Below are 23,349 nucleotides of genomic sequence, written 5' to 3'. Positions count from 1 at the left end.
TCCAAAAAATGAATTATGAGGATTGCACTCCTATTCAAGAACAGGCGATGCCGACGATTCTTGATGGTAAAGACGTCGCCGGGCTTGCACAGACCGGAACGGGTAAGACGGCCGCTTTTGTCATCCCTTTGATGGAAAGAATTCTTCGCGCACGTCCCGCTGCGGGCGATGTGACGGAAGATCAAAAAGCTCTTATCGAAAAAAGAGCCTTCAAAGATTGGAAGCCACAGAACTTTATTTTGATCTTGGTTCCCACGCGTGAATTGGCAGAGCAGGTTTTCGAGAACATCGCCAAGTTCGGTGCCGAAGCAGGCCTTCGTGGTTTCGCCATTTACGGTGGAACGGGCTATGACAAACAAAAAGAAGCACTGAAGAACGGTGTTGAATTTATTGTCGCAACCCCAGGACGTTTGATTGATCTTTACAAAGAGCATTTGGTTGATCTGAAGCAAGTTCGCGCGATCGTTTTCGATGAAGCTGATCGTATGTTTGATATGGGCTTTAAGGACGATATGAAGTACATCTTGCAAAGAGTCCCGCGTGAACGCCAGTTCCTGGTATTTAGCGCGACTTTGAACTTTGATGTTCTTAATACCGCCTACCAGTTTGGTTCTGAGCCTGTTGAGATCAATATCAGCCGTGACCAAGCCAAAGCTGAAAACGTGAAAGATCAGATCTTCCATGTGGGCGGTGATGAAAAACCTCAACATCTTTTATCTTTGCTGAAGATGAGCAATCCCAAGCAGGCGATCATCTTCACCAACTTCAAGTTGAGTGTTGAAAAGATCGCGAAGTTTTTAGTGGATAATGGAATTCCGGCTATGGCGATTTCCAGTCTTTTGACTCAAGCTCAGCGCAATCGCGTGATTGAGCAGTTTAAAGCGGAAAACAACATGAACATCCTCGTGGCGACAGATGTGGCCGCTCGAGGGTTGGATATCAAAGGCGTCGACCTGGTTATCAACTACGAACTTCCTATGGACAGCGAGTCCTATGTTCACCGTATCGGTCGTACGGGTCGAGCGGGAACAACAGGTCAGGCTTTTTCATTAGTGGGTGAAAAGGATATCGAGTCCTTGGCGCGCATTGAAGATTATTTGAAGCACAAGGTTGAAGTCGGTTATCTTGAGAACGATCAGTTGGTTCAAGAATTCAAGCCGATGTCCCATCATCATGAAGGTCACTATCCGAAGTCCTTGGATCGTGCGCGGGCTCCTCGCGGGGATCGTCCCGAGCGTGGAGAGCGCGGTGAACGTCGCGGAGGTGGTGGCGGCCGTGATCGCGACAGAGACAGAGATCGTCGTGGCGGGGAACAACGTCGTCATGAAAAAGGTCCTCGTGATCAGCAGAAGTCAGCTCATGGCGGGCGTCCTGCGGCAGCACAACCTCGTCCAGAGCATAAAAAACATGAGGGTGGAAAACACAAACGCCCAGAACACAAAAAGCACGAACATCGTAAAGGACCCCATCCGCAGCATCATGCTAAGAAGCATGCTCCGGTGGTGGCCTCGAAGTCCCTGGGGCAGAAAATCTCAGGGTTCTTTAAGAGATTATTCTCTTAAGAAGATGAAAAGGCGCCACGAAGGCGCCTTTTTTATTTTTTAATACCAGGGAGTGGAAAGAGAAGGGAAAGGCCTTCGAAGTGATTAATTGGGAATACTGGTATATTTTCCCAGCGTCAGTGATTATCGCTATGACCGCCAATGCAACGGGCTTTTCGGGAGGAGTTTTCTTCCAGCCGTTCTTCTATTTTGGTCTGAATGTTCCCCTTATTAATTCGATTGCGACTGGAATTGCCACAGAGACCTTGGGCATGACCAGCGGAGCCTGGAGATATGCTAAGCAAAAGATGCTGGATCGCACGCAGATAACGTCTTTGTTGCTGTATATTTTCTTGGGAGTCTTTCTGGGGCTGTTTGTTTTTAGTTACTTACCAGCGCCCTGGTTGCGTTTGATTGTGGGACTGGTTGTTTTCGCCGTCGCCACCTATCAAATGGGACTGGCTCTTAAGAATCGTTTTGGATTTAAGACACATCTCCGTCCTGGATTTGCTAAAAAGTACTGGCTTGTTTTTCTTTCTGCGGGATGTTTTTCCGCATGCACGGGGACCGGTGTTGCTGAAGTATCGCAACCCATGTTGGAGCAAAAAGGAAAGCTGACCAACTTGCGGGCGAACGCGACAGCCGTATTTTTAGAGGCCTGTGCGGACTGGTTGATTTCATTGTTTAATTTAACCTGGGGAAACATCAGTCTGGATGTTCTTTTGTTCAGTGGGACTGGCGTGATTATCGGAGCTCAGCTGGGGGCGAAGTACGCCTATTTGTTACCAGCCAAGCTCCTCAAGGTCGTTTTTTCTGTCGCCTTGCTTTCCGTGAGTCTTTTTTATCTGTACACGTTTGTCGTGTATCTGTATCCGTCGTCAGCTCTTTAAAAAACCTGACTATTTTTTTGCAGAAAGAAGTTTTACGGCTTCTTCGTTACTAGATTTTTTTGCAATATCTAGAGCGGAAAGACCTTCTTTGTTCTTCGCCTTCACGTCAGCTCCAGCTTTTAAAAGCATTTTGACTGAATCGTTGTTTCCAAAGCGAATACTTTGCATTAACGCCGTTTCGCCGAGTTTGTTGGTTTTATTGATCAGCCCCTTATTCTTCTTAAGGATCAAAGCGGTGATATCGGCATTGTTGCTGGCTGCTCTCATCAACAAAGTATCTTCATTATCGCCAGCAACGATCAAGTCAACATTGGCTCCGGCATTGATAAGAACTTTGGCGGAATCAAGTTGATCATTGGTCAAGGCAACAGCCAAAGCCGTATCGCCCACTTGGTTTTTCAGCTCTAACTTCACTTTTTTTGCCAAAAGTTTTTTAACCATGTCGACGTTGCCACCGAGGGCTGCACTCATAAGAGGCGTCATTCCTGTTTCATCTTGGGCATTCAGATCAATGGTTTTATCTTTTAAAAGAGTATTAAACTTTTCCGCATCGCCGGTTTCTGCAGCCTCAAGGACGGCTTTGACCTTCGCGGCAGAGGTGGTCTTTTCCATCGATGTCTTGGCTAAACAAGTGGAAGACAGCAGGGCCAGGATGGATAAAATTTTTAAGTAAATCTTCATATCATGGTCCTTTGTTAGCCTTTGCTGCCCACGGCGGCAGTCGCATTCGTCAACTTCGAGTCAGCATCAAAAGGAAGAGGAAGAAGCTCTTCGTATTTGATCTTCTTAGGTCCTCCGTTGGAAACGATCAGGTCATTGACCTTTTCTTTGATCGTCGCACTTGCAGCACCCCATTCGGTTCTGTTGTCTGTGTGCATGAGGACAGCGAAGTAGATCACGCCATTTTTCGTCGAAACCGTTCCCGTCAAGGTTTTAGCTTTATTGACACTTCCTGTTTTAGCAACCGTGGATCCCGAGAAGTTACCGCCATAGCCCGCGACCGTGGAGCTCTGGTCAACACCAGCGACAGCCATGATCTCATTAAGTTCGTAGCCTGACTTCTCTAAAGTTTTATCAAGTCTGTAAAGAACCTTGATCATCGTTTCACAAGTCGCCTCATTGTAGATATCGGTGTTGGGATTATAGATGTAGTTGGCATTGTTGCCGGATCCCAAATGGAATTCAATTTCATCTGTTCCCACAGACAGCGCACTTTTGATAAAGCGATTGAACTCTGAGGTGCCGCCCAAGTTCCAGTAAAGAGTGTCGGCGATATAGTTATTAGATTGATTGTTCATGCGCTTCAAGATCGTGCGCATGGGTGCCGAACGATAAACCAATGTTGTCGTTTCAGGGGTTTTTGCAAAATCACGCTTAGCCTTAAACTCCACGCGATGGACGCTGATAGTCGGGTTGCTCTCCATTTTTGCGCCAATTCTGTCGGCCTTGGCTTTTAAAGCGGCATACATTTCCTTGCGAATAGGAGTGGCAAAGTCCGCCAAAAGGGATCTGCGAACAGCCTCTGTCTGCTTTTCGATGGTATCGTAGTACGGAGTGTCTCCGCCGATACGAGGTTTCTCCTCCGCCAGCCAGTCTAAAAGGAAGTTTTCATCAAAAGTCAGGTTTTCAATCTTCTTGATGTCGACGCCCGCGCGGTTAAGTTCTGAAATAAGGAAGTAGCTGGCATTTCTTCCAAAAATAGGATCGCGGCTGCCTTCGATATGAACATCATAGCTGTCGTTGCCGACCTTATTCACATGAAGTTTTGTGGCATAACGATAATCGGGTCCAAGCTTTTCGACGGCCCACAAGGCGGTGACGACTTTTGAAATAGATGCCAGAGGGAATTTTTCGCCTTTGTTTTTATCTCCCTCAATGATTCGCCCTTCGGAATTGGCTTTCATGTGGCAGAGGGAGTTGACATAGACCTTCGCCGAAGCCGAAGAGGCGGCGAGAAGGGATCCCAACGTAACGTACAGCATTTTCTTCTTTAACGAGTAGACCATCTAGTTCTCCTAGTCGACGTAGCCTTCCATACACGGAGTGTGCCGTTGTAGGCACATTTTAAAATGGCAATGTGGGTGTCTATTTTAGATACAGTGACGCTTTTTGCGCTTCAAAATGAGACAAACGGTGTCAGTTCTGATTCCGCTTCGACGATCTTTAATCCCGTCAGAAGTTCAGCAAAGCGACGGGTCCAGCTCTCGTTGTCATTCAGGCAGGGGATCAAGGTGTATTCTTCCCCGCCGTGTTCTTTAAAGTGGGCTTGCCCTTCAAGGCCGATTTCTTCCAGAGTCTCTAGGCAGTCGGTGACAAAGGAGGGACAGAAGACGGCGATCTTCTTTTTATTTGTTTGCGCTAGTATTTCAAGGGTGTGATCGGTTGCGGGTTTTAGCCATTCACCGCGTCCTAATCTAGACTGGAATGATACACTCCAGTGACTGTCAAGAAGTCCCAAGGATTCGGCGATTCGTGTGGCGGTGGCATAGCACTGGGCCCGATAGCAGTTCTTGGCGCAGGCTTTTTTTTCGAAACAACAGCCATCACTTTGAAGGCAACCCTGAACCTTGCGAATTTGTTTTTCAGGCAGACCATGAAACGAGAACAGATAATGATCGACCTTTTTGTCGGCCAAAGCTTCTCGAATCATTTGCACAGAGGGTTCAATGAAGGTGGGATCCTCAAAGAAAGGTGGCACAGTTTCTGTTGGCACCTCTAGCCCCAGTCGACCGATGAGGCGATCGACTTCTTTGAGCGAGGAGCCCGTTGTGGCCTCGGCGTATTGAGGATACAGGGGTGCAAGGATCAGGGTTTCTAGATTCATTTCCCCAAATTCCCTTAAGGCCTTTTCGATGGTGGGCTCGGCATAGCGCATACCAACTTTGACGACATAGTCTTCGCCCAGTTGCGCTTGAAGTTTTTTTGCAAAGCGATCCGTGTACACGGTCAAGGGGGACCCTTCATTGGTCATCCAGATCTTTTGATAGTTGGCTGCAGAATAGGGAGCTCTGCGTGGGACGATCAATCCGTGAACCAGAAGCCATCTTGCAGGATAGGGAATGCTGATGATGTCCTTATCCATTAAAAAAGTTTTCAGATACTTTTTAACATCATGAACCTGGTAAGTTCGAGGGCTTCCGATGTTAAGAAGAAGAACGCCTTTTTTAGGCATAGCGACTCGCGATTTCTTCAGCTAAAACTTCGCTGCGTTCAAGAATTTTACTTAAGCCAATACCGCCCAGGTAGTTTCCATGCAGGTATAGCTCTTTGGCAGGGAGCATGCTTTTTAAAAGTTCCAAAGTCTTTTCCAGCTGAAGATCATAATAGGGGAGTGCCTTGTCCCAGCGGTTGATCCGGTAGTCCAAAAGACTTTCTTTGTGACCAAGAATGCGGAAACGCTCGTCGGCAATCAATTTTAATAGATCTGAATCAGAGAAGCTGAGCAGATCTTGTTCTTTTTCTCCACCCATCATCCACGTCTCATTATAGGTTTTGTTGCGATCTGCAAAAATATAAGAGTTCATCAATACACCCAAGGATTTTAAACCATATCCTCGGGGAATGAGACAGCCAAAACCTTGATAAGTGGTCTGGGCTTTGTTGAAGAACAAGGTGACACTCATGAGAGACGACATGCGGATTTCAGAAAGGACTTGTGACAAAGAGGGGTGGGACTCTTTAAGCAAACGGCAAGCCGCCGACGCGGAGGTGGCGATGATGACGGGACCTTTGAGTTCGCGGGCGTTCACAGAGGTATTCAGATGAATTCTGACGCCCAACTCTTTCAGCTTTGCCTCGAGATGATCGACCAGATCTTGCATGCCTCCAGGGCCTGTGAGCAGTCCTTGATACTTGTCTTTTTTCTTTTTTGAAAAGAGAGGTCCTAAAATCACGCTGGCACTTAAGCCAGAGATCTCGTTGCCATAAATGCCCTGCATCGCGGGACCCAGAATATGCTGGGTCGCCGCGGGACCTAAAAGACGTAAACCCCATTGTTCCAAAGTTTCCTGGGATTGAGGCTTCAACGAGGTTTTTCCTTTCAGCAACTTGGGAAGAACCCGACAGATCAGACCCAAGGTTTCAGAGAAGCTTAACGGCCAAGTTCGGGGTTTTTTGCGAAAGAGGAATCGTTTTTTCGCCGAGGCCAGCGGAAGACTGGGTTTCAAGCCCAGCTCGTTAAAAAGATCTTCTGCTTTGGAGGTACGAATGAGGGCATTGGCGGCCCGTTCGGCGATGCCATGTTCGGTGGTGTCGGTTCCTAAAAGGCCTCCCACTCGCGACGAACTTTCATAGAGGTCAACCTGAAATCCTTTTTGAGCCAATTTAAGAGACACAGAAAGGCCGGCAAAACCGGCCCCGACGACACTGACAGTTTTCATATAGATTGAGAGAAAATTTTTGTTTGAGGTTGTTTTTGTTTTAAACGCTCATCGAAAAATACACAGGCGTTACGCAAAAAGGGACGGCCCGCATCTTTAACAATCAGCTTGTGGTCGCGAATCTCCACTAACGAATCCTTCAACATTTCCTCAAGGAATTGTTGCGACTGAGTTTCTTGAGCTTCATTGATGAAGTCCACTTCAAATTCAGTCATCAGCTTCATGATCTGATCACGACGAATCTTGTCTTCTTCAGTCAGGACGTGACCACGCAAGCTGGGCAGACGCCCCTCTTTAAGGGCCGCTTCGTAAAGTGGCAAAACTTTTTCATTTTGATGAAAGCTATAAGGTGTTTCAGAAATGGAAGAGACGCCCATCCCCAAAAGGACATCAGTGCGTTGATCGGTGTAACCCATGAAGTTGCGATGCAGACGTTTTTCATTCATCGCGACACAGAGGTTGTCTGTGGGAAGAGCAAAGTGATCCATGCCCACTTCGACATAACCCGCATTCAAAAGGATGCCCCGAGCAATTTCGTAGAGTTCTCTTTTTTCCGCGGCCTTAGGGAGGTCCTCGTCTTTAAAAAGTCTTTGTTGAGGACGAATCCAAGGAACCAAGGCAAAACTATAGAGTGCAATACGATCCGGGCGCAGTTCGACGGTGGCTTGGGCGGTTTCGCGAATGGATTCAGCCGTCTGACGAGCCAGTCCATAAATCAAGTCAAAGTTCACGGAAGTATAACCCATGTCCCGGGCTGCTTTGGTAAGTCCGGCGGTGATTTCGTAGGGCTGAATGCGATTAACCAGTCTTTGCACTTCAGGATGGAAATCTTGAACGCCCATGCTGACGCGAGTGAAACCCAATTCACGTAAAGCCTTGAGCTGTTCAGGATTCGTGCGGCGCGGATCCACCTCAATAGAGCCTTCGAAATCTTGCGGATCAATTTTTACGCGAGATAAAATAGGTTTTAACAGAGTCACCAAAGATTCAGCCGAAAGGAACGTGGGCGTGCCGCCGCCAAGATGAATGTGTTTCAAAGGCTTTTGCAAAAGCTCTGGCACTTGTTCAGTGTAAAGCTGCCACTCTTTCAAGATCAGATCCACATAGGGGGTTTCTCTTTTGTGATCTTTGGTGATGATGTTGTTGCAACCACAAAAGGTGCAAAGACTTTCACAGAAAGGGATGTGTAAATACAGAGACCATCCTCCCGGCTTTTCTTGCAAAGTCGCGCGAAGATGCTCCACCCACTGAGAGTCGGTAGGATTGGTTTCCCAATAGGGTACCGTCGGGTAAGAAGTGTAGCGAGGAGCTGGAACGTCGTATTTGGCTAAAAGGTCTTTCATCATAAAAGCTCCTTGCGGACGGTCTCTACAAACAGCTTCACATTCTTTTCCGGAGTTTTCGGAAGAACGCCGTGACCTAAACCACAAACCCAGCCGGCACGTTCTTGAAGAGTCATCTCTTTTATCGGGGCCAAGAAAGTTTTAAGGGCTGATTTAAAATCAGTCTCGTCCATAAAGAGCATGCCTTGATCGAAGTTGCCCTGAACAAAACCTTTATTTTGAATTTTGAAGGACTCTGCAGGGGAACAGCGATGGTCGAAGCCCTGACCTGCCCACGGAAGATCGGTGAAGGCTTTATTGAAGAAAGCAGGCTGTGTGCCTTTAGAGTAAAAGCCGATCTTGCCAGGGAAATCTTGAGCCAGACGAGTCAAGATGGGCTGACTCCATTGTTGGAAGAACGCCGGACTGACTTCTCCTGACGCGGTATCCATGACCATCACCACTTCAGCGCCCCCTTCAAACTGCATACGAATATTTTCTTTGAGCAGGGGGTACATTTTCTCTAAAAACTGAGGGAACAAAGAGATTAAGGACTTGGATTGGGTGAGGGAGCCCGCATGAGAACCCTCCACCGCATAGACAAACAGAGTCCAGGGACCTCCGACAAAGCCAATCAAACTTTTATTCGAGGGAAGGACGGCTCGCGTGGCCTTCATCGCTTCTTTCTGGAAGCCCATAAACTCAATGGCCTTTTCGACCGAACCTAATTGAGAGATCGTTTCAGGATTCAGTTTAAAAGCCAATTGAGGGCCGTGATCGGTGTAGTCCAACCCCATGCCCAAAGCTTCAAGAGGAAAAAGAATGTCGCTGAAAAGAATGGAGACATCAAAATCGAACTCAGCCACGGGCCCCAGAGCGACTTGAGCCGCTAATTCTGGATTTTTACAAAGCTCCATGAACGAGTGCTGAGAACGAAGTCCTTGATAGTGTTTGTGATAGCGACCCGCTTGGCGCATAAACCAAATCGGAGGAACGGCTTGAGGAGTTCTTTGTAGAGCATTTTTAAAAAGGGTATTCATGAGGGTTCCTCCACGGACCATTGGTAGCCGACGCCGCGAACGGAGCGAATGTGTTTATCTCCATCGCTTCCCAGTAGTTGTCGTAGGCGCACAATAATATTATCAATTGTTCGATGACTTGGATTCTTATCAACACCCCAGATTTCATTCATGATCTCATCACGACTCAGAACGCGGGGGGATTTTTCAATAAGAAGCTGCAAGATCTTCATATCCGTGACGGGAGGATATTCGATCTGACCAGATTTTTTTTGTACGGTCATGTTGGTGAAGTTCACGGTGCAGGATTCAAGTTCCATTTCCCGTGCCGGAGCGTGAGCTTCCAGGACATGCTTCACGCGAAGTAAGAGTTCCTTGAGGTGAAAGGGCTTGGGAATATATTCTTCGGCACCCAATTCAAATCCTCTTAAGCGAGATTCGGCATCGGCCTGAGCCGTTAAAAATAGAAATAAGACAGGTGAGACCTGCTTAATTTTTTCCGCCAACTCAAAGCCATTTCCATCGGGAAGCCCAACATCTAAAATGATGATGTCGAAGTCTTTGGATTTTGAAAAAAGAGTCCACGCTTCACTGAAACTTTTTCCCCAGGCAACGTTATACTCTTTTTTGAGTCTTTCGGTCAGGGTTTCTCCTAAAGAGAGGTCGTCTTCGACGAGAAGGACTTTTCTCATTTTAAACGGCCCTCCAATTTCAGTCGGGATTGAAAGCCTTCATTTTCCTTGGATTCAAATTGAATATCGCCCTTCATCTTTTCCAGAAGACTGCGTGTAATAAGAAGTCCGATCCCATTGCTGCGGGCGTCTTGAGACATTAATAACTCAGACCCCAGTTTGCTGATGTCACCTTTAAAGCCCAAACCATCATCTTGTAGAAGAACCTCAATGTGATTTGTATCAAGGCTTTTTACTTTTAAGCGAACAGAGCTGGCCTTGCCGTGCAAAACGGAGTTTTGCAGAAGATTTTTAAAAACGCTTAAGAAAGCGCGGCGGTCACCACGCAAGATGGCCTCGCGCTCAAGCTCCAATGAAAGCTCTGAAAACTCGTTGCGAAGGCTGGATAGAAGATCACTCAAAGAAATATCTTCTTTGAGCAGTTGACCACTTTCAAGATTGGCCAGCAGAAGTGAGTTTTCCAGTTGCAGGTCCAACCGCTGAATGTCATCAATCAGTCGCTTCATGACGGGATGAGTGTTGCCATGCAGATCTTCTTCTAGAACCTCCGCCTGCAGTCGAAGTCGGGCAATAGAGGTTTTTAAGTCGTGACTAAAAGTAGAAAAGAAAAAACGCAGTCTTTGATGTCGTTTTTGGTCGCGATAGCTAAAAAGCACCAGCGCGACGCCCCCCAGAAAGATCGTCGCAAGCAGGATCGATCCCTCCCAGGCGAACATGCGATGGGATTCACTTTGATTCAGACGCATTAAAAGGAAAACCCACCACCAAGTCACAAGCGAAAACGTAAAGGCGAACCAGACGACCGCCAAAACTGTTTTCACATGAGGTTTAAGGATTTTCTTAAGCATCTTAGTCCGCCGCTGAAATGATAGTATGAGCCGCTTGCTCTAACAGTTCGTCAGAGTGAGCCATAGAAACAAAACCAACTTCGTAAGCGTTCGGGGCTAAATACACGCCCTGATCCAAAGCTTTTAAGAAGAGGCCTTTAAAGGTCGCCCCTTGATCACCAGGAATTTGCGAGATCGCACGGATCGGATTTTTTGTGGGACCATGAATCCAGAACAAGGACGCCACTTGGCTGACTTCTAAAGGAACGCCCTTTTTGGCAAAGCCTGCACGCAAAGTGTCTGCAAATTTCTGAGTGCGCTTTTCAAGAACATTCCAGCCGTCAAGACGTTGCATTTTTTTGAGTGTGGTGAGACCCGCGCGCATACCAATCGGATTGGCGCTCAAGGTGCCGGCTTGATAAACATCCCCACTGGGAGCAACCATGTTCATCAGTTCAGCTTTACCGCCGTAACACCCTACAGGGAAACCACCGCCGATGATTTTTCCATAGGTTACAAGATCCGGGCGGATGCCGGTTTTTTCAACCATGCCACCCAAACCCACACGGAAGCCCGAGATGACTTCGTCAAAAATCAAAAGGCTGCCATTCTTCTCGCAAAGTTCGGCGACTTTCTTGAGAAACTCAGGCCGTTGGACCAAAAGGCCATAGTTTGCAGGCAAGGGTTCAATGATCACGGCGGCGATGTCTTTGCCGTGGGTTTGAAAAACGGTTTCAAGTTGAACTTCATCATCCAGAGGTGTCACCACGGTGTGTGCTGCCACCTCGGCAGGAATTCCGGCACTGGAGGAGGCCGCCGTTCCCGCCAGACCACTGCCGGCTTTGACTAAAAGATTGTCCACATGGCCGTGATAACAACCTTCAAATTTCAAAATTTTAGTGCGTCCTGTGGCAGCGCGAGCGACTCGCAAGGCACTCATAACGGCCTCTGTCCCCGAAGAGACAAAACGCAATTTTTCCATGAAAGGCAAAGTTGACGTGATCCACTCGGCCAACTCAAGCGAGTAGATTTCTGTGGCACCAAAGGTCCATGCAGTGTCCACCATACGATGAACTTCTTCTTTCACTTCGGGATCAAGATGTCCCAGGATCAAGGGGCCAAAACTTTGGCAGAAGTCGATATATTTTTTATCTTCGACAGAGGTGAGGAAGGCGCCTTCGGCTTGTTTAAAAAAGACGGGCGCGCGATCAAGTCCTTTGAAAGAACGAACCGGCGAGTGAACACCGCCCGGAGCTACTTTGAGAGCGCGCTGAAAAAGTTCTTCCGAAGTTACTTGGTGCATTGTTGTCTCCAGTCTTCTTGATCCAAAAATATATTTAAACGAGCCGGATCAAACGCGTTGTGTTTTTCCATGTAGGCGCGAAGAACCTTATAAGTGTTTCCGGGGCCACAGGCATGATGTTTTTTTAAAATCTCAGGGGCTTCTTGGATTGCGTGCAAGAACTGACTTCCACTATTCCAGAAGAAGCACTCCTTGTTAGTCACAGAAGCCAAAGTCCCGAGAGGCTGCAGTCGGTAGGTCGCCACGAGAGGCAGGTTTTCAGAGGAGGTCTCAAAACCCTCTTCATGAGAAAGTTTTGCCCAGTGCAAAGACCTTCCCGCCAAAACGTCGAGACGGGCGTCTTCTTGTTCACCCAAACTCTCCGCACAGCCATGCACCCATATACCTTTTTGCGCCAAGTTTTTCCATGTTTTTAGTCCCGCCGTCCAAACAAAACCTGGAGACTTTAAACCCTCGGGCCAAGCCTCAGCGCGGGCAACGTACAGAGCGTTGAGATGAGGGGCCAAGGGCGTCGGAGAAAGTGGGAGACGCTCGGCACGAACTTCCGAGGACCAAAGTTGTTCTGCCGGAAAGCGAGGAACGGAATGGTTCGGAGTCAAAGTTCGAGTATTGAGAACCTGCCCTTGATCCGTCAAGCCCTTGAGAAAGGTGATCTCTCCATAAGGGCGAGAAAGAACCGCCACACCGATTTTTTGATGGCAACCGCCACCAAAACTGGCCAGCCAGGTGCGTTCTTTTTGTGCGCAATGGAAGGTGCTTTCGTCGTGAATGTCTTTTAACAATGCTTCAAGGTCGGGGCGTTTGGCCATAATTTCAACGGCCAAGGCTCCTTGCGCGGCGGCGTTGGGATTGATACTGAGAGGCAAAACAGCCCAGTCCAAATGGCTCAAATAAGAGCGAAGTTGGTGACGGACCTCTTGGAACTCGTCTTGCCGAGCCACTAACAAACGATCCAGTGCCGCCTTGGCGACGATCAAACCGTCGACTTCGGGATTCTCAAGCAACTTACGAAGGCGAGTCGGGATGTTGCCGCGCACACTTTCAAAACGAACGGACTCCAGAGAAAACGGCAGATGAGTTTTAAAAAAATCGGTGAGGTTGTATTCTCGACGGGGCGAAGAGCTGAACACCCGAAGAGCTTTTGTCTGCTGAATCTTTTCAAAATGAGTTTTTTTTAACAGAAGAAGATCTCGTTGATCGGCTCGCGGCAAAGTGGCGGCAATCACGGTGTCGCTTTTATGTTCGGTGGGAAGGTCCTTCCAAGAATGCACCACCATATCCGTTTCACCGCGAATCAGTTCACCATAAAAGTCTTCCGTGAAGACACCTTTTTCGGGGATTTGCCAAAGAGGATCCGTGAGATTTTTATCCCCTAAAGATTCTTTGAAGCGGTATTCGATTTCAAGGTGTGGATTTTTTTCTTTCAGAGCGTCTCCGACCATATAGGCCTGAAGACGAGCAAGGTCACTTTTTCGTGCTGATATTTTTAAGCGCATATGTCGTCCCAACCAAGAGGACGAAGCTCTGTTCTTTGCGTAAAGGTCAAAGCCCTTTCCAAAAGATGCGCTTTGAGGGCCTCAAGTTTGGTTTGGGTTTCCTTTTTTGTTTCTTCAATTTCCGCAAAGAATTGATGAAGACCCATGAACGATACATGGGGGAATTGTGTTGCCAGCAAAGAGGCTAAGTTGTTTTCCTCTCCACGCAGATCAAAAACCGCCTGTGGGCGAGTTTCTTGTCTATTCATCAATTCTAGGATTCGTGTATCGGTCAGGGGCGCTGCGATCACCATCGCTTCGCCATGAATGTAAGAGTCATTGTATGTTGTCAAAGATAGATTATTGTACTTCGCCGCGAAGTCTTGCAGTTTGGTGACGTCACGACACAGAACCTGCATGGATTTTTTGTGGGCCAGCCACGGCAGAATTTCTTGAGCCAGATGGCCCGAACCACAGATGGTGACGCTTTCAACTTCTTTTGTATAACGACGCAACAGGCTTCCGTAACTTTGTGAACCCATGCCCACCAAGTGCTCAGCCCGAGTTCTTTTTACCTCGGCCATAACAAAATTGAGCCACTTTTGGTGATCCGCAAAAAGAGGATCTTGAAGTTGCTTTCGCGAGTCCACGAAATTTCTAAACTGGCCAAAAACTTCAGTTTCTCCGACGATGGGCGAGTGCAAACCACAAAGGATTTCCAGAAGAAGGCTGAGAGCTTTTTCGCCGCGAAGAACTTGATCATCGACTTCAATCAGGTCGCTGAAGTCATTCAACTCTGTCTCAGTACAAAACAAGATCTTGCGTAGGCATGTTTTCCAGATCGCTGCATCTTGAAGAGACTCCGAGAAGTTTCTATTGGATTTTCTGTGAACGAGAAGTATATCTTCCATGTGCAGACAGGTTTATCACTAAACTTTCAGTTAAGTGTCATCGAATTGTCATCAGCCTGTTTGGAGCACGGCGCACAAGGACTTAGGTTCAAATTTTATAAGGACCCGGTGGAGGAATCATGAAGCTCACTCAAAGACCCAGACGGAATCGTAAGACAGAAGCTTTGCGACAAATGGTGGCAGAGACAGATTTGAGAGTGTCTCAACTTGTTTTACCCTTATTTCTTTGCGAAGGAAAAGGTCAGCAACAGGTGATTCAGTCCATGCCGGGGATCTATCGCATGAGTCCCGATGTTCTTTTACAGGAAGTGGGGAAAGCCGTCGCTTTAGGAGTGAAGACCTTTGATCTTTTTCCCGCTCTTTCGGAAGTGCATAAAGATCCTTATGGGAAAGAATCGCTCAATCCGAACGGCCTTTTGCCGACGACTTTGAAAATGATTCGTGACAAGTTTCCGGAAGTGACTTTGATTTCAGATGTCGCTTTAGATCCTTACTCGTCGGATGGTCACGATGGCATTGTTAAAGACGGGAAGATTTTGAATGATGAAACAGTCGAAGTTCTGGCGAAGATGGCGATTGTTCATGCGCAGGCGGGGGCGGATATTGTTTCCCCTTCAGACATGATGGATGGGCGCGTGGGCGCGATTCGCGAGGCGTTGGATCAAGAGGGTTTCATTGATACGGGAATTCTTTCTTATTCGGCCAAGTATGCCTCTAGCTTCTATGGTCCTTTCCGCGAGGCGCTGGATTCGGCGCCCAAGTTTGGCGATAAAAAAACTTATCAGATGGACTTCCGCAATGCCCGTGAAGCTTTGCGTGAGGTGGAGTTGGATGAGATGGAAGGCGCTGACATGGTTATGGTCAAGCCAGCTTTGAGCTATCTGGATATCATCGCCGACGTGAAAGCCCACACTCATTTGCCGGTGGCGGCCTACAATGTCAGTGGTGAGTACGGTCTGATCAAGGCCGGAGCCAAGGCAGGTATCATCGATGAAACCCGAGCGATGGTGGAAACTCTTTACTCTATCCGTCGCGCCGGGGCGGATGTGATCTTCACCTATTTCGCTTTGCCGATGGCGGAATGGCTCGCGACTCATCGAACTTAGCCCCCTCGACTATCGTCCACCTCCTGCTGTTGAGGCCGATTAAAAAAAAGCGCTGGTCGTCCTCAAAAGCTTTGGTTTACAATTTTCTCTTAACAAGGAAGTTGTATGAAGTTGGGCGTTGAGGTTTTGTTGTCGAATGCAAAGATGTTGAAGTCCCTGAAAGGGAAACGTGTGGGGTTGGTTTGTCATCCCGCCAGTGTCGACGAAAATCTTCAGCACAGCCTGGATTTGCTTTCTAAAAAGATCAAACTTTCCTGCGCCTTCGGTCCTCAGCACGGAGTCCGCGGCGACAAACAAGACAATATGATCGAAAGCCTGGACTTTGTTGATCCGGTCCATCAGATCCCGATTTTCAGTCTATACGGTGAAGTTCGTCGCCCGACGGCAGAGATGATGAAACACTTCGATGTGCTTCTTTTTGATCTTCAAGATTTGGGCTGTCGGATCTACACCTTTATCACAACATTATTGTATGTGATGGAAGAGTGCGCGAAGTTGAACAAAACCATGATCGTCCTTGATCGCCCCAATCCGGCAGGTCGTCCTATCGAAGGATTTAAAATGCTTCCTGGGTGGGAGTCTTTTGTCGGGGCGGCTCCGATTCCCATGCGCCATGGTCTGACGGTGGGGGAGTTGGCGTTGTACTTTAAAGATTTCTACAAGATGAATTTGGATCTTCAGGTCGTGAAGATGAAGGGCTATTCTCCGGAAAAAGGCCCTGGATTTGGTTGGGACTTAAAAAGACCCTGGGTGAACCCATCACCGAATGCAGCGTCGTTGAACATGGCCCGCGCCTATTCAGGAACCGTGTTGATTGAAGGCACGACCTTGTCAGAAGGCCGTGGGACCACTCGAGCGTTGGAGGTGATTGGGGCCTCAGACATCGATTTTGCCGAAGTTTTGTTGCGCATGAAGAAGAAAGCACCTCAATGGTTTAAGGGTGTGACGTTGCGAGAGTGCTTCTTTGAGCCTACGTTTCATAAGCATGTGGGAAAACTGTGTCATGGTTTTCAGTTCCACACGGATGCACAAAGCTATCAACACGCGAACTTTAAACCTTTTCGCCTTGTGGCCTTGATGCTCAAAGTAATTCGCGAGATGCATCCGAAATATCCGATCTATCGTGATTTTGCCTACGAGTATGTTCGCGACCGCCTGGCTTTTGACGTGATCAATGGAGGGCCTGCTTTGAAGAATTGGATTGAGGACGCGAAAGCAACTCCCAAGGATTTGGAAACGGCGTTAGCTAAAGACGAAAAATCTTGGACTAAAGAACGAAAGAAATATCTTTTGTATTAGAAAGTTTTATTCGGGATCGTTCGCTATTTGGCTTTGAAAGCTCGATCGAACTGATCTCGATGTTCCTTATCTCGGAAGATCAAATAGTAGCGATTGGGGCTGAAAAGACAGTCAAAGCGGTATTCTTCTGGAGATCCCAACGCAAACTTTTGCAAATAGTGAAGAAAAACTAATTTCTCAGAAAGCATGACGTCCACGCGTCCTGACTTAAGAAGTTTGATTCGAGTGTCGACGTCTTGAATTTCACGATAGCTTTTTGCGGTGGTCATAATTTCTGTGATGTGATCCTTCTCTAAGGACGTCTTCGCATTTTTAAAGGCGACCACATCAAAGTTTTTAAAATCTTCAGTCTTCTTTAGATGAATTCTTTTGTCGGTTTTTGTGACAGCACAATTTTGGAAGTCATAGAAGAAGGAAGACTTAAATGCAAAGGGGAGAGATTCTTCTTTGACGTTGATGGTCGCATCAATTTGATTGTTGCGAAGTCGCTCAATGACTCGCAACGAGGGGAAGTGAAAGTACTCAGGCGCAAAGCCCGCTTTGTGCAGAGCCATATTCAACAGGTGGCCTTCATCTCCTTGGGGTTGGTTCGAAACTAGAAAGATATGAGGATCTTGACCCGTGGGAACTCCGACCCTCAATGGAACCTGAGCGCCGACGGTGAATGGGAGGCAAAGAATGAGCGCGAAAAAAACAGATTTCAAGAAAACCTCTGTCTAAACAGGATAGTTTCAGGAGTCTGGGTTGTAAAGTCTGGCTCGACTCTTTCAAGAGTCGGTCTCAGCTATTGAACGGGTTGCGCGGTTTCTGATTTCTCAGAAGGCGTTTGTTGGGAGCTCCAAGCAAAGGACTTCATTATTTGATTACAACTTTGCAGAGATTTTGAGAAATTTTTCTTATCATCAAGACAAGTCATGATCGCCACGCGGTCTTCGTTTTTCAGAATCACTTGGCGAATCTGTTTATTCTTTGTGCGCGATAACATATCCACGACAAGAGCAGGGCTTCCATTGAGGTTGAAATTTTTTGCAGAAATGACCTCGAAGCCATAATTGGGGTAATCCCGCATCCATTTGCGGGTGTAGAGTTCTAGGGACGCATTCTTTGCGACCTTGTCTGTGCGAATGCTGAGACTGCCGTTCTGTGGGCTTTCTTTTGAAGAAAAGCGGACCGTATCCAGTAGGCTTTGTTCCGAGTTGCTGACGGGGACCCAATCTGTGCCTTCTGTTTTTAAAGTGAAACCTTTGTGTAAGAAATAGAGGCCTTTTTCTGGCGTGGTTAGGGCCGAAGAACTGGTCGCCGGATAAGGAGCGGCCATGGCGACAAAAGGAAGATAGATAAGGAGGCTAAGTAAGTATCTCACTCTTTAAGAGTAGCTTGTACAGGGGGTTCCAGGCAAGGGCCTAAATCCGTGGGAAGGTTCACTATGTAAATTTGTTTTTTATCCTGAAATGAGCGTGAAAAGGCCAATCGCTCTGTGGATTCATTAGAGAGTGCAGGGGAGTATAAAGAATCCTGACCCTTGAAGGCCACCTGAGTACATTGCTTTTCGAGGTCATAGACTTCAATTTGGTATTGTTTTTCACCCTTGCGAAGAATGCTATAGAAAAGTCTTTGAGGTGTTCGAGGCGCAAAAAAGAGATCGCGGTAAACACCCTCTCCTTTTTTTAAAACGAGCGGCATCTTCTTTTTTAAAGAATAAAGTACAAGGCTGTATTCTTCTGTTTTGAGATTTTTTTCCACCCACGCCACCTGTTGCAGATCTGGTGCGAGAGCGGGGAATCTTTTCTCTTTATCTTTTTCTGCAGAAACAAGGCTGACCGGAAGATTTCTAAGATCAAGGCGGTAAATCCCCGTCAGATCCCCGCGATGGGACGTGAAAAGAATAAAAGGTTTTACAGAGTGGGGAACAAACAACGGATTGGCATCAAAGCCAGGTTGCTGAGTGACACGCAAAATGTCGTTTCCATAGAGATCACTCATATACAAATCTGACGGAGGAAAGTCTTTGTCGAAATTTTTATTTAACAGAGGACTTTCTTTGATTTCATCTGTCGTGGAAGCGTAAAGAATTTCTGAATCGCTGATATAGATAGCATCAAAAGCGTCACCGTCAGAGAAGGTCACTCGACGATCTTTGTTGCGCAGAAGATCCACTTCATAAATCTGAGCGCCTTTGTGTAAAACCCGGCTGCGACTGGTGTAAAGTAAACGCGTACCATCCTCGGAAAAGCGCGGGTGATCGTTGTCTCCAAGGAAGGTGATTTGTTTTGAACCCTTGGCAAGAAGGTAATCCGAAGACAGGATGTCTTTGGTGAGGCTCAGATGGGTGCAACCAACTAAAAGAAATAACAACCCCGCGATCGCACCACTGATCCACTTCATATCTCAACCTTATGCAGTACTTTCTGTAGCAAGGAAGAAGGATTGACCTTCTTCAGCTCTTTTAATTCAACCCACTCAATGTTTTTTCCAGACATTGATTTTCGCTGAGTAATTTGAATAAAGATATCATGATGTGTGATGTTGTGTTTGGCATCATAGTCTTTGGGCTTGTTTTTTTCCTTGGCAATTTCCCCTGGGAAAATCATCTGCCCTTTCAGGAAAGGGGCGTAATCATTCTTAACAAGAGCGACTTTATGGTCTTTGATTGCGACAAGGGGCTTCCAGACCCAGACCTCGCTGTCTTTGCGAGGTTTTTTGAGGGGGAGCTTCTCCACCGCATTTTTTTCCCGTGCAACACAGCTCGAGGCCCAAGGACATAAAATGCAGGTGACCTTCTGAGGTGTGCAGACGGTCGCCCCCAGCTCCATTAAGCCTTGGTTTATGACGTCGGCTTGTCCTAACAAAGCCAACTCGTCAGAGATGTTTTGAAGGATAGCCCGTCCCTGATTGTTCCACCATTCCAGCTTCAAACCATAACGACGTGACAGAACGCGGATCACGTTGCCGTCTAAGACGCCGACTTTTTCGCCAAACGCAATGCTGGCAACGGCGCGAGAGGTGTAAGGGCCAAAGCCTGGCAGCTCCAAGAGTTCTGCGGCGGTCTTTGGAAATCCTTGAGTCGACAGGGCTTTGGCGGCCTTGTGAAGATTTCGTGCGCGGGAGTAATACCCCAACCCCGCCCAAGCTTCCAAAACCTCGCTTTCGGGCGCTTCGGCCAAAGCGTGAACGGTCGGAAATTTTTCTAGAAATTTTTCGAAATAAGGAATGACCGCAATGACGGTGGTTTGTTGCAACATCACTTCCGAGAGCCAAATGCGATAAGGGTCTTTATTCTCTCGCCAAGGTAGCGAGCGGTGATTCTTTTTGTACCATTGCGTAAGGTGCTTATGGTCGAGTTTATAGTCGTATTTTGCTGTCATTCGCGGTAATGTAGTCTTCAGATAATTGAGGAGTCAATATGGAATACAAGCCACTCAGCGGACGCGAGTTTCCCCGATTTTCTGCGATTAAAACTTTCTTCCGATTGCCTTACGTGGCAATAGACGCAGACTATGAAGTTGGAATTTTTGGAATTCCTTACGATGGTGGGGTTTCCTATCGTCCCGGGGCGCGATTTGCTCCTTCGAAAGTGCGTGAGATCTCCAGTCTTGGGCGGGGTTTCCATATGACTCGCATGGAGAACTTTTTTGAAAAACTCAAAGTGGCGGATATCGGTGATTGCCCGACCGTTCCGATCGATCAGAATCAAACTTACGAGCGCATTGAGAAGTTTGTCGGCGAAGTTCTTAAGAACAATAAAAAGTTTTTGTCGGTCGGGGGCGATCACTCCACGACATTGCCGGTCTTGCGAGCTTTGAAGCAGAAGTATGGAAAGCCTTTGGCTTTTATTCACTTTGATGCTCACTTAGACACTTACCCCGCAGCGTGGGGGTGCGAGTACCATCACGGCGCATTTGCCCGTCATGCGGTCGAAGAAGGTTTAGTGGATCCCCAAAAAATGGTTCAAATCGGTATTCGCGGACCGTTAGCAGGCGGCGAAGATTTGGATTTCGTCAAAAGAAATGGCATTCGTGTCATCACGGTCGATGAGATCCGCAATCAATCCTTGAGCGAGTTTTTAAAGACATTGCCCACCTTTGATGAAACTCCGACCTATATCAGCTATGACATCGACAATCTGGATCCAAGTTGCGCTCCTGGAACGGGAACCCCTGTTCCTGGGGGACTGACGACTTATGAAGTGCAACGCATTTTCCGGGCTTTGAAAATTCCCAATCTTGTCGGTGGTGATGTCGTCGAGATATCCCCTCCTTTTGATCATGCAGACATCACCGCTTTGGCGGGGATGGATGCTCTTTTTGAAATGCTTCATTTGTTTTCAAAAAAATAAAAAGCTCATCTAAATTCCTGTTTAAAAACAAAGGGGAGGGTGTCAACGGGCATGCCTCCCCTGGTATTTTGTGGGCAGGTCTACCCAGTTTTTTTCATAGAGAGTTATCATTTGAATTGGACGAAACCTTTGGAGGAATCTATGAAAAATCAACTCGCTTTACTTCTTGCGATCGCGTTCCTGGGTGTTGCTGTGAATGCTCAAGAGGGTGCCTATGGGCGACGAGGATCGCAAAGACCCACAATGATGAATTACTCTGACTCTGACTTGGCCTCGATGGCTCGACGAAGTTTGGAACGCGATACCACCCTTTCTCATGAGGCTCGAAATGTGAATATCAAAATTCGCGACGGTCGCGCTGTTTTGCAGGGAGCTATTTCTTCTCCGGAAGAGGGAGACATCTTGAAGAAAAAGGTCATGGCTGTTGAGGGAGTTCGTGACGTGCAAAATAATATTTCTATTCAGGAATAAAAAAAGCCCGCTGTTTCGGCGGGCTTCTTTTTTTTAGCTGGGAACGATTTCATTGGGTGGGGTCAGACCTTTTTTCTTAATCTTCTCTACCAATGTGGTGCGATTCAATCTTAACAAGGTGGCGGCTTGATTGCGGTTCCATCCTGTTTTCTCAAGGGCCTTTAAGATCAGGGCATTTTCGTAGGCATCTACTGCCGAGTTAAAGTCCATGCCGTTATCTGGAATATCCAAACCGCCAATTTCTGAAGAGGAGGTTTTTCCGGATTTGTATTTGATCGGTAAATCCGAGATATCGACATGACCTTGTCCTTTAAGGATCGTCATCCGTTCGACAAGATTTTCTAACTCACGGATGTTTCCAGGCCAAGCGTAGTTCACCAAACACTCTAAAGCATCGGGGGTGATTCCCGAAAGACCGCGACCTTTGGTTTTATTAAAGACATCCATAAAATGAGTCAGCAACAAAGGAATATCGGTTTTGCGTTCACGCAAAGCGGGGACAGTAATAGGAATGACGTTCAGGCGATAGAAAAGATCCTCGCGGAAATTTCCATTTTCAACGGCTTCTTCCAAATTCAAATTGGTAGCCGCGATCACACGAACATTGACAGTCACGGTTTTGGTGGAGCCGACTGGTTCAAAACTGCGCTCTTGCAAGGCACGCAAAAGTTTCACTTGTAAGGAGGGCTCAAGATCGCCAATTTCATCCAGGAAGATGGTTCCCCCGTCCGCCATTTCAAAGCGACCGACACGGTTGGCGATAGCTCCGGTGAAAGCTCCTTTCACGTGACCAAAAAGTTCACTTTCTAGAAGCTCAGAGGGGATGGCGCCACAATTAATAGGAATAAAAGGACCCGTTGCACGAGGAGAGTTATAGTGAATGGCGCGAGCGATAAGTTCTTTTCCCGTTCCGGATTCGCCTGTGACCAAAACGGTAGAGTCTGAATCCGCCACGCGCTCAATCAAACGCAAGACACCTTGAATTTGCTCGCTGGTTCCGATGATTTGATCAAACTTGTATTTCTTATTAAGTTCCGAGCGCAGTTGTTGGTTTTCCTGCTGCAACTTCTTATGAGTCAGAGCTTTTTCGATCAAGCTCATCAGCTCTTCCAAATTAAAAGGTTTGGTGACGAAGTGGAAAGCTCCTTTTTGTGTCGCGCGAATTGCCGACTCAATGGTGGCATGACCGGTCAGGATAATCACTTCCGTGGCGGGGCTCATGGCCTTTAAGTGCGCCATAAACTCGATGCCGTCTCCGTCGGGAAGATTCAAATCAACAATAGCTAAGTCAATGTGAGTATCGCCTTGGCACAAGACTTTGGCTTCTTCAATCTTGTTGGCGGTGATGACATTCAGTCCTTTTCGGTCAAGCACTCGAAACAGAGCGGTGCGGAGTGAGGACTCATCATCTAATATAAGAACTCTTTGGCTTCGCATGAACCTTCCTTCCATGGTGGGTTCGAATCACTAAAATTAGGATAGTGTGATTTTGACGGGACTGTCAAAAAATCCGCGCCAGATAAGGCTTTCAGGACCATAAAACTGGACGGGGCATGGAAAAATTTGCCACTTTTTCTGCCGTAAAACAGGTAATCAACAGGGCTGCCTTAAGGCCCGGAAATAGCTAAGCCCACAAGAAGACTTGGATTTATTTAGACCTGAACCAGGGGTTGATGATTTCTTAAGCAGGGTCTAGTCGGGCGTTTGAAAATTCTCGAGAAAATCTCGAAAACCTTGCCCAGAGCCCGCTCTAGCTGTGGACATTTCCGCAATCTGCC

The 23,349-nt window shown here is 47.3% G+C and carries 22 protein-coding genes; 6 read left to right on the top strand and 16 right to left on the bottom strand.

Annotation, left to right across the window (positions count from 1 at the left end; all coding sequences use genetic code 11):
- Nucleotides 1-8 precede the first annotated feature (8 nt).
- Both ACM64D_RS15635 and ACM64D_RS15630 read left to right on the top strand, forming a co-directional pair.
- The gene (locus ACM64D_RS15635; RefSeq protein WP_415064168.1) at nt 9-1,562 is read left to right on the top strand and encodes a DEAD/DEAH box helicase; all 1,554 of its coding nucleotides are present in this window, start codon (nt 9-11) and stop codon (nt 1,560-1,562) included.
- A gap of 80 nt (nt 1,563-1,642) precedes the next feature.
- Complete coding sequence (locus tag ACM64D_RS15630; protein ID WP_415064167.1) at nt 1,643-2,431, top strand: sulfite exporter TauE/SafE family protein; 789 nt, start codon at nt 1,643-1,645, stop codon at nt 2,429-2,431.
- Nucleotides 2,432-2,440: 9 nt separating this feature from the next.
- Here the strand turns inward: ACM64D_RS15630 and ACM64D_RS15625 are convergent, their stop codons facing one another.
- From ACM64D_RS15625 to ACM64D_RS15575, 11 genes are all read right to left on the bottom strand, one after another.
- Nucleotides 2,441-3,112: an ankyrin repeat domain-containing protein gene (locus ACM64D_RS15625; RefSeq protein ID WP_415064166.1), complete on the bottom strand. Its 672-nt coding sequence runs from the start codon at nt 3,110-3,112 to the stop codon at nt 2,441-2,443.
- A 14-nt stretch (nt 3,113-3,126) separates the two neighbouring features.
- Entirely contained in the window at nt 3,127-4,437 is a 1,311-nt protein-coding gene (locus tag ACM64D_RS15620; RefSeq protein WP_415064165.1) for a D-alanyl-D-alanine carboxypeptidase, read from the bottom strand.
- Between the two features lie 110 nt (nt 4,438-4,547).
- Nucleotides 4,548-5,603: a ferrochelatase gene (hemH, locus tag ACM64D_RS15615; protein ID WP_415064164.1), complete on the bottom strand. Its 1,056-nt coding sequence runs from the start codon at nt 5,601-5,603 to the stop codon at nt 4,548-4,550.
- A complete protein-coding gene (locus ACM64D_RS15610) occupies nt 5,596-6,810 on the bottom strand; it encodes a protoporphyrinogen/coproporphyrinogen oxidase (RefSeq protein WP_415064163.1) in 1,215 nt (404 codons plus the stop codon). Before ACM64D_RS15610 ends, hemH begins: the two co-directional genes overlap by 8 nt.
- Nucleotides 6,807-8,156, bottom strand: coding sequence for an oxygen-independent coproporphyrinogen III oxidase (hemN, locus tag ACM64D_RS15605; RefSeq protein WP_415064162.1), 1,350 nt, complete (start codon nt 8,154-8,156; stop codon nt 6,807-6,809). Before hemN ends, ACM64D_RS15610 begins: the two co-directional genes overlap by 4 nt.
- Nucleotides 8,153-9,172, bottom strand: a complete 1,020-nt coding sequence (locus tag ACM64D_RS15600) for a uroporphyrinogen decarboxylase family protein (RefSeq protein WP_415064161.1) — start codon at nt 9,170-9,172, stop codon at nt 8,153-8,155. The genes hemN and ACM64D_RS15600 overlap by 4 nt, the downstream gene beginning before the upstream one ends.
- A complete protein-coding gene (locus ACM64D_RS15595; protein WP_415064160.1) occupies nt 9,169-9,843 on the bottom strand; it encodes a response regulator transcription factor in 675 nt (224 codons plus the stop codon). Before ACM64D_RS15595 ends, ACM64D_RS15600 begins: the two co-directional genes overlap by 4 nt.
- Nucleotides 9,840-10,691 (bottom strand): sensor histidine kinase, encoded by an 852-nt coding sequence (locus ACM64D_RS15590; protein WP_415064159.1) that lies wholly within the window; start codon nt 10,689-10,691, stop codon nt 9,840-9,842. Before ACM64D_RS15590 ends, ACM64D_RS15595 begins: the two co-directional genes overlap by 4 nt.
- Nucleotide 10,692: 1 nt before the next feature.
- Nucleotides 10,693-11,973, bottom strand: coding sequence for a glutamate-1-semialdehyde 2,1-aminomutase (hemL, locus tag ACM64D_RS15585; RefSeq protein WP_415064158.1), 1,281 nt, complete (start codon nt 11,971-11,973; stop codon nt 10,693-10,695).
- A complete protein-coding gene (gene hemC / locus ACM64D_RS15580; protein WP_415064157.1) occupies nt 11,961-13,469 on the bottom strand; it encodes a hydroxymethylbilane synthase in 1,509 nt (502 codons plus the stop codon). Before hemC ends, hemL begins: the two co-directional genes overlap by 13 nt.
- On the bottom strand, nt 13,460-14,359 hold the full coding sequence (locus ACM64D_RS15575) for a hypothetical protein (protein ID WP_415064156.1): 900 nt from the start codon (nt 14,357-14,359) through the stop codon (nt 13,460-13,462). The genes hemC and ACM64D_RS15575 overlap by 10 nt, the downstream gene beginning before the upstream one ends.
- 119 nt (nt 14,360-14,478) lie before the next feature.
- Here ACM64D_RS15575 and hemB point away from each other — a divergent pair, with 119 nt between their 5' ends.
- Both hemB and ACM64D_RS15565 read left to right on the top strand, forming a co-directional pair.
- The gene (gene hemB, locus ACM64D_RS15570; RefSeq protein WP_415064155.1) at nt 14,479-15,465 is read left to right on the top strand and encodes a porphobilinogen synthase; all 987 of its coding nucleotides are present in this window, start codon (nt 14,479-14,481) and stop codon (nt 15,463-15,465) included.
- A gap of 105 nt (nt 15,466-15,570) precedes the next feature.
- Entirely contained in the window at nt 15,571-16,764 is a 1,194-nt protein-coding gene (locus ACM64D_RS15565) for an exo-beta-N-acetylmuramidase NamZ domain-containing protein (RefSeq protein WP_415064154.1), read from the top strand.
- A gap of 23 nt (nt 16,765-16,787) precedes the next feature.
- On the opposite strand, the gene ACM64D_RS15560 is transcribed toward ACM64D_RS15565, so the two are convergent.
- From ACM64D_RS15560 to ACM64D_RS15545, 4 genes are all read right to left on the bottom strand, one after another.
- Nucleotides 16,788-17,468, bottom strand: coding sequence for a substrate-binding periplasmic protein (locus ACM64D_RS15560; protein WP_415064153.1), 681 nt, complete (start codon nt 17,466-17,468; stop codon nt 16,788-16,790).
- Nucleotides 17,469-17,548: 80 nt separating this feature from the next.
- Complete coding sequence (locus tag ACM64D_RS15555; RefSeq protein ID WP_415064152.1) at nt 17,549-18,127, bottom strand: hypothetical protein; 579 nt, start codon at nt 18,125-18,127, stop codon at nt 17,549-17,551.
- The gene (locus ACM64D_RS15550) at nt 18,124-19,149 is read right to left on the bottom strand and encodes a TolB family protein (protein ID WP_415064151.1); all 1,026 of its coding nucleotides are present in this window, start codon (nt 19,147-19,149) and stop codon (nt 18,124-18,126) included. Before ACM64D_RS15550 ends, ACM64D_RS15555 begins: the two co-directional genes overlap by 4 nt.
- Nucleotides 19,146-20,129 carry an A/G-specific adenine glycosylase gene (locus ACM64D_RS15545; protein WP_415064150.1) on the bottom strand — a complete coding sequence of 328 codons (984 nt, stop codon included), beginning with the start codon at nt 20,127-20,129 and terminating at the stop codon, nt 19,146-19,148. Before ACM64D_RS15545 ends, ACM64D_RS15550 begins: the two co-directional genes overlap by 4 nt.
- 38 nt (nt 20,130-20,167) lie before the next feature.
- On the opposite strand from ACM64D_RS15545, the gene speB reads away from it, so the two are divergent.
- On the top strand, nt 20,168-21,100 hold the full coding sequence (gene speB / locus ACM64D_RS15540) for an agmatinase (protein ID WP_415064149.1): 933 nt from the start codon (nt 20,168-20,170) through the stop codon (nt 21,098-21,100).
- 141 nt (nt 21,101-21,241) lie between these two features.
- A complete protein-coding gene (locus tag ACM64D_RS15535) occupies nt 21,242-21,571 on the top strand; it encodes a BON domain-containing protein (protein ID WP_415064148.1) in 330 nt (109 codons plus the stop codon).
- A gap of 33 nt (nt 21,572-21,604) precedes the next feature.
- Here ACM64D_RS15535 and ACM64D_RS15530 read toward each other — a convergent pair whose 3' ends face one another.
- Nucleotides 21,605-23,008, bottom strand: coding sequence for a sigma-54-dependent transcriptional regulator (locus ACM64D_RS15530; RefSeq protein ID WP_415064147.1), 1,404 nt, complete (start codon nt 23,006-23,008; stop codon nt 21,605-21,607).
- Nucleotides 23,009-23,349 lie beyond the last annotated feature (341 nt).

The sequence above is a fragment of the Bdellovibrio sp. genome, assembly GCF_047637665.1.
In the GTDB taxonomy this organism is placed as follows: domain Bacteria; phylum Bdellovibrionota; class Bdellovibrionia; order Bdellovibrionales; family Bdellovibrionaceae; genus Bdellovibrio.
Note: the sequence above shows the minus strand (reverse complement) of the source record. Positions and strands in the feature narration are given on the sequence as shown.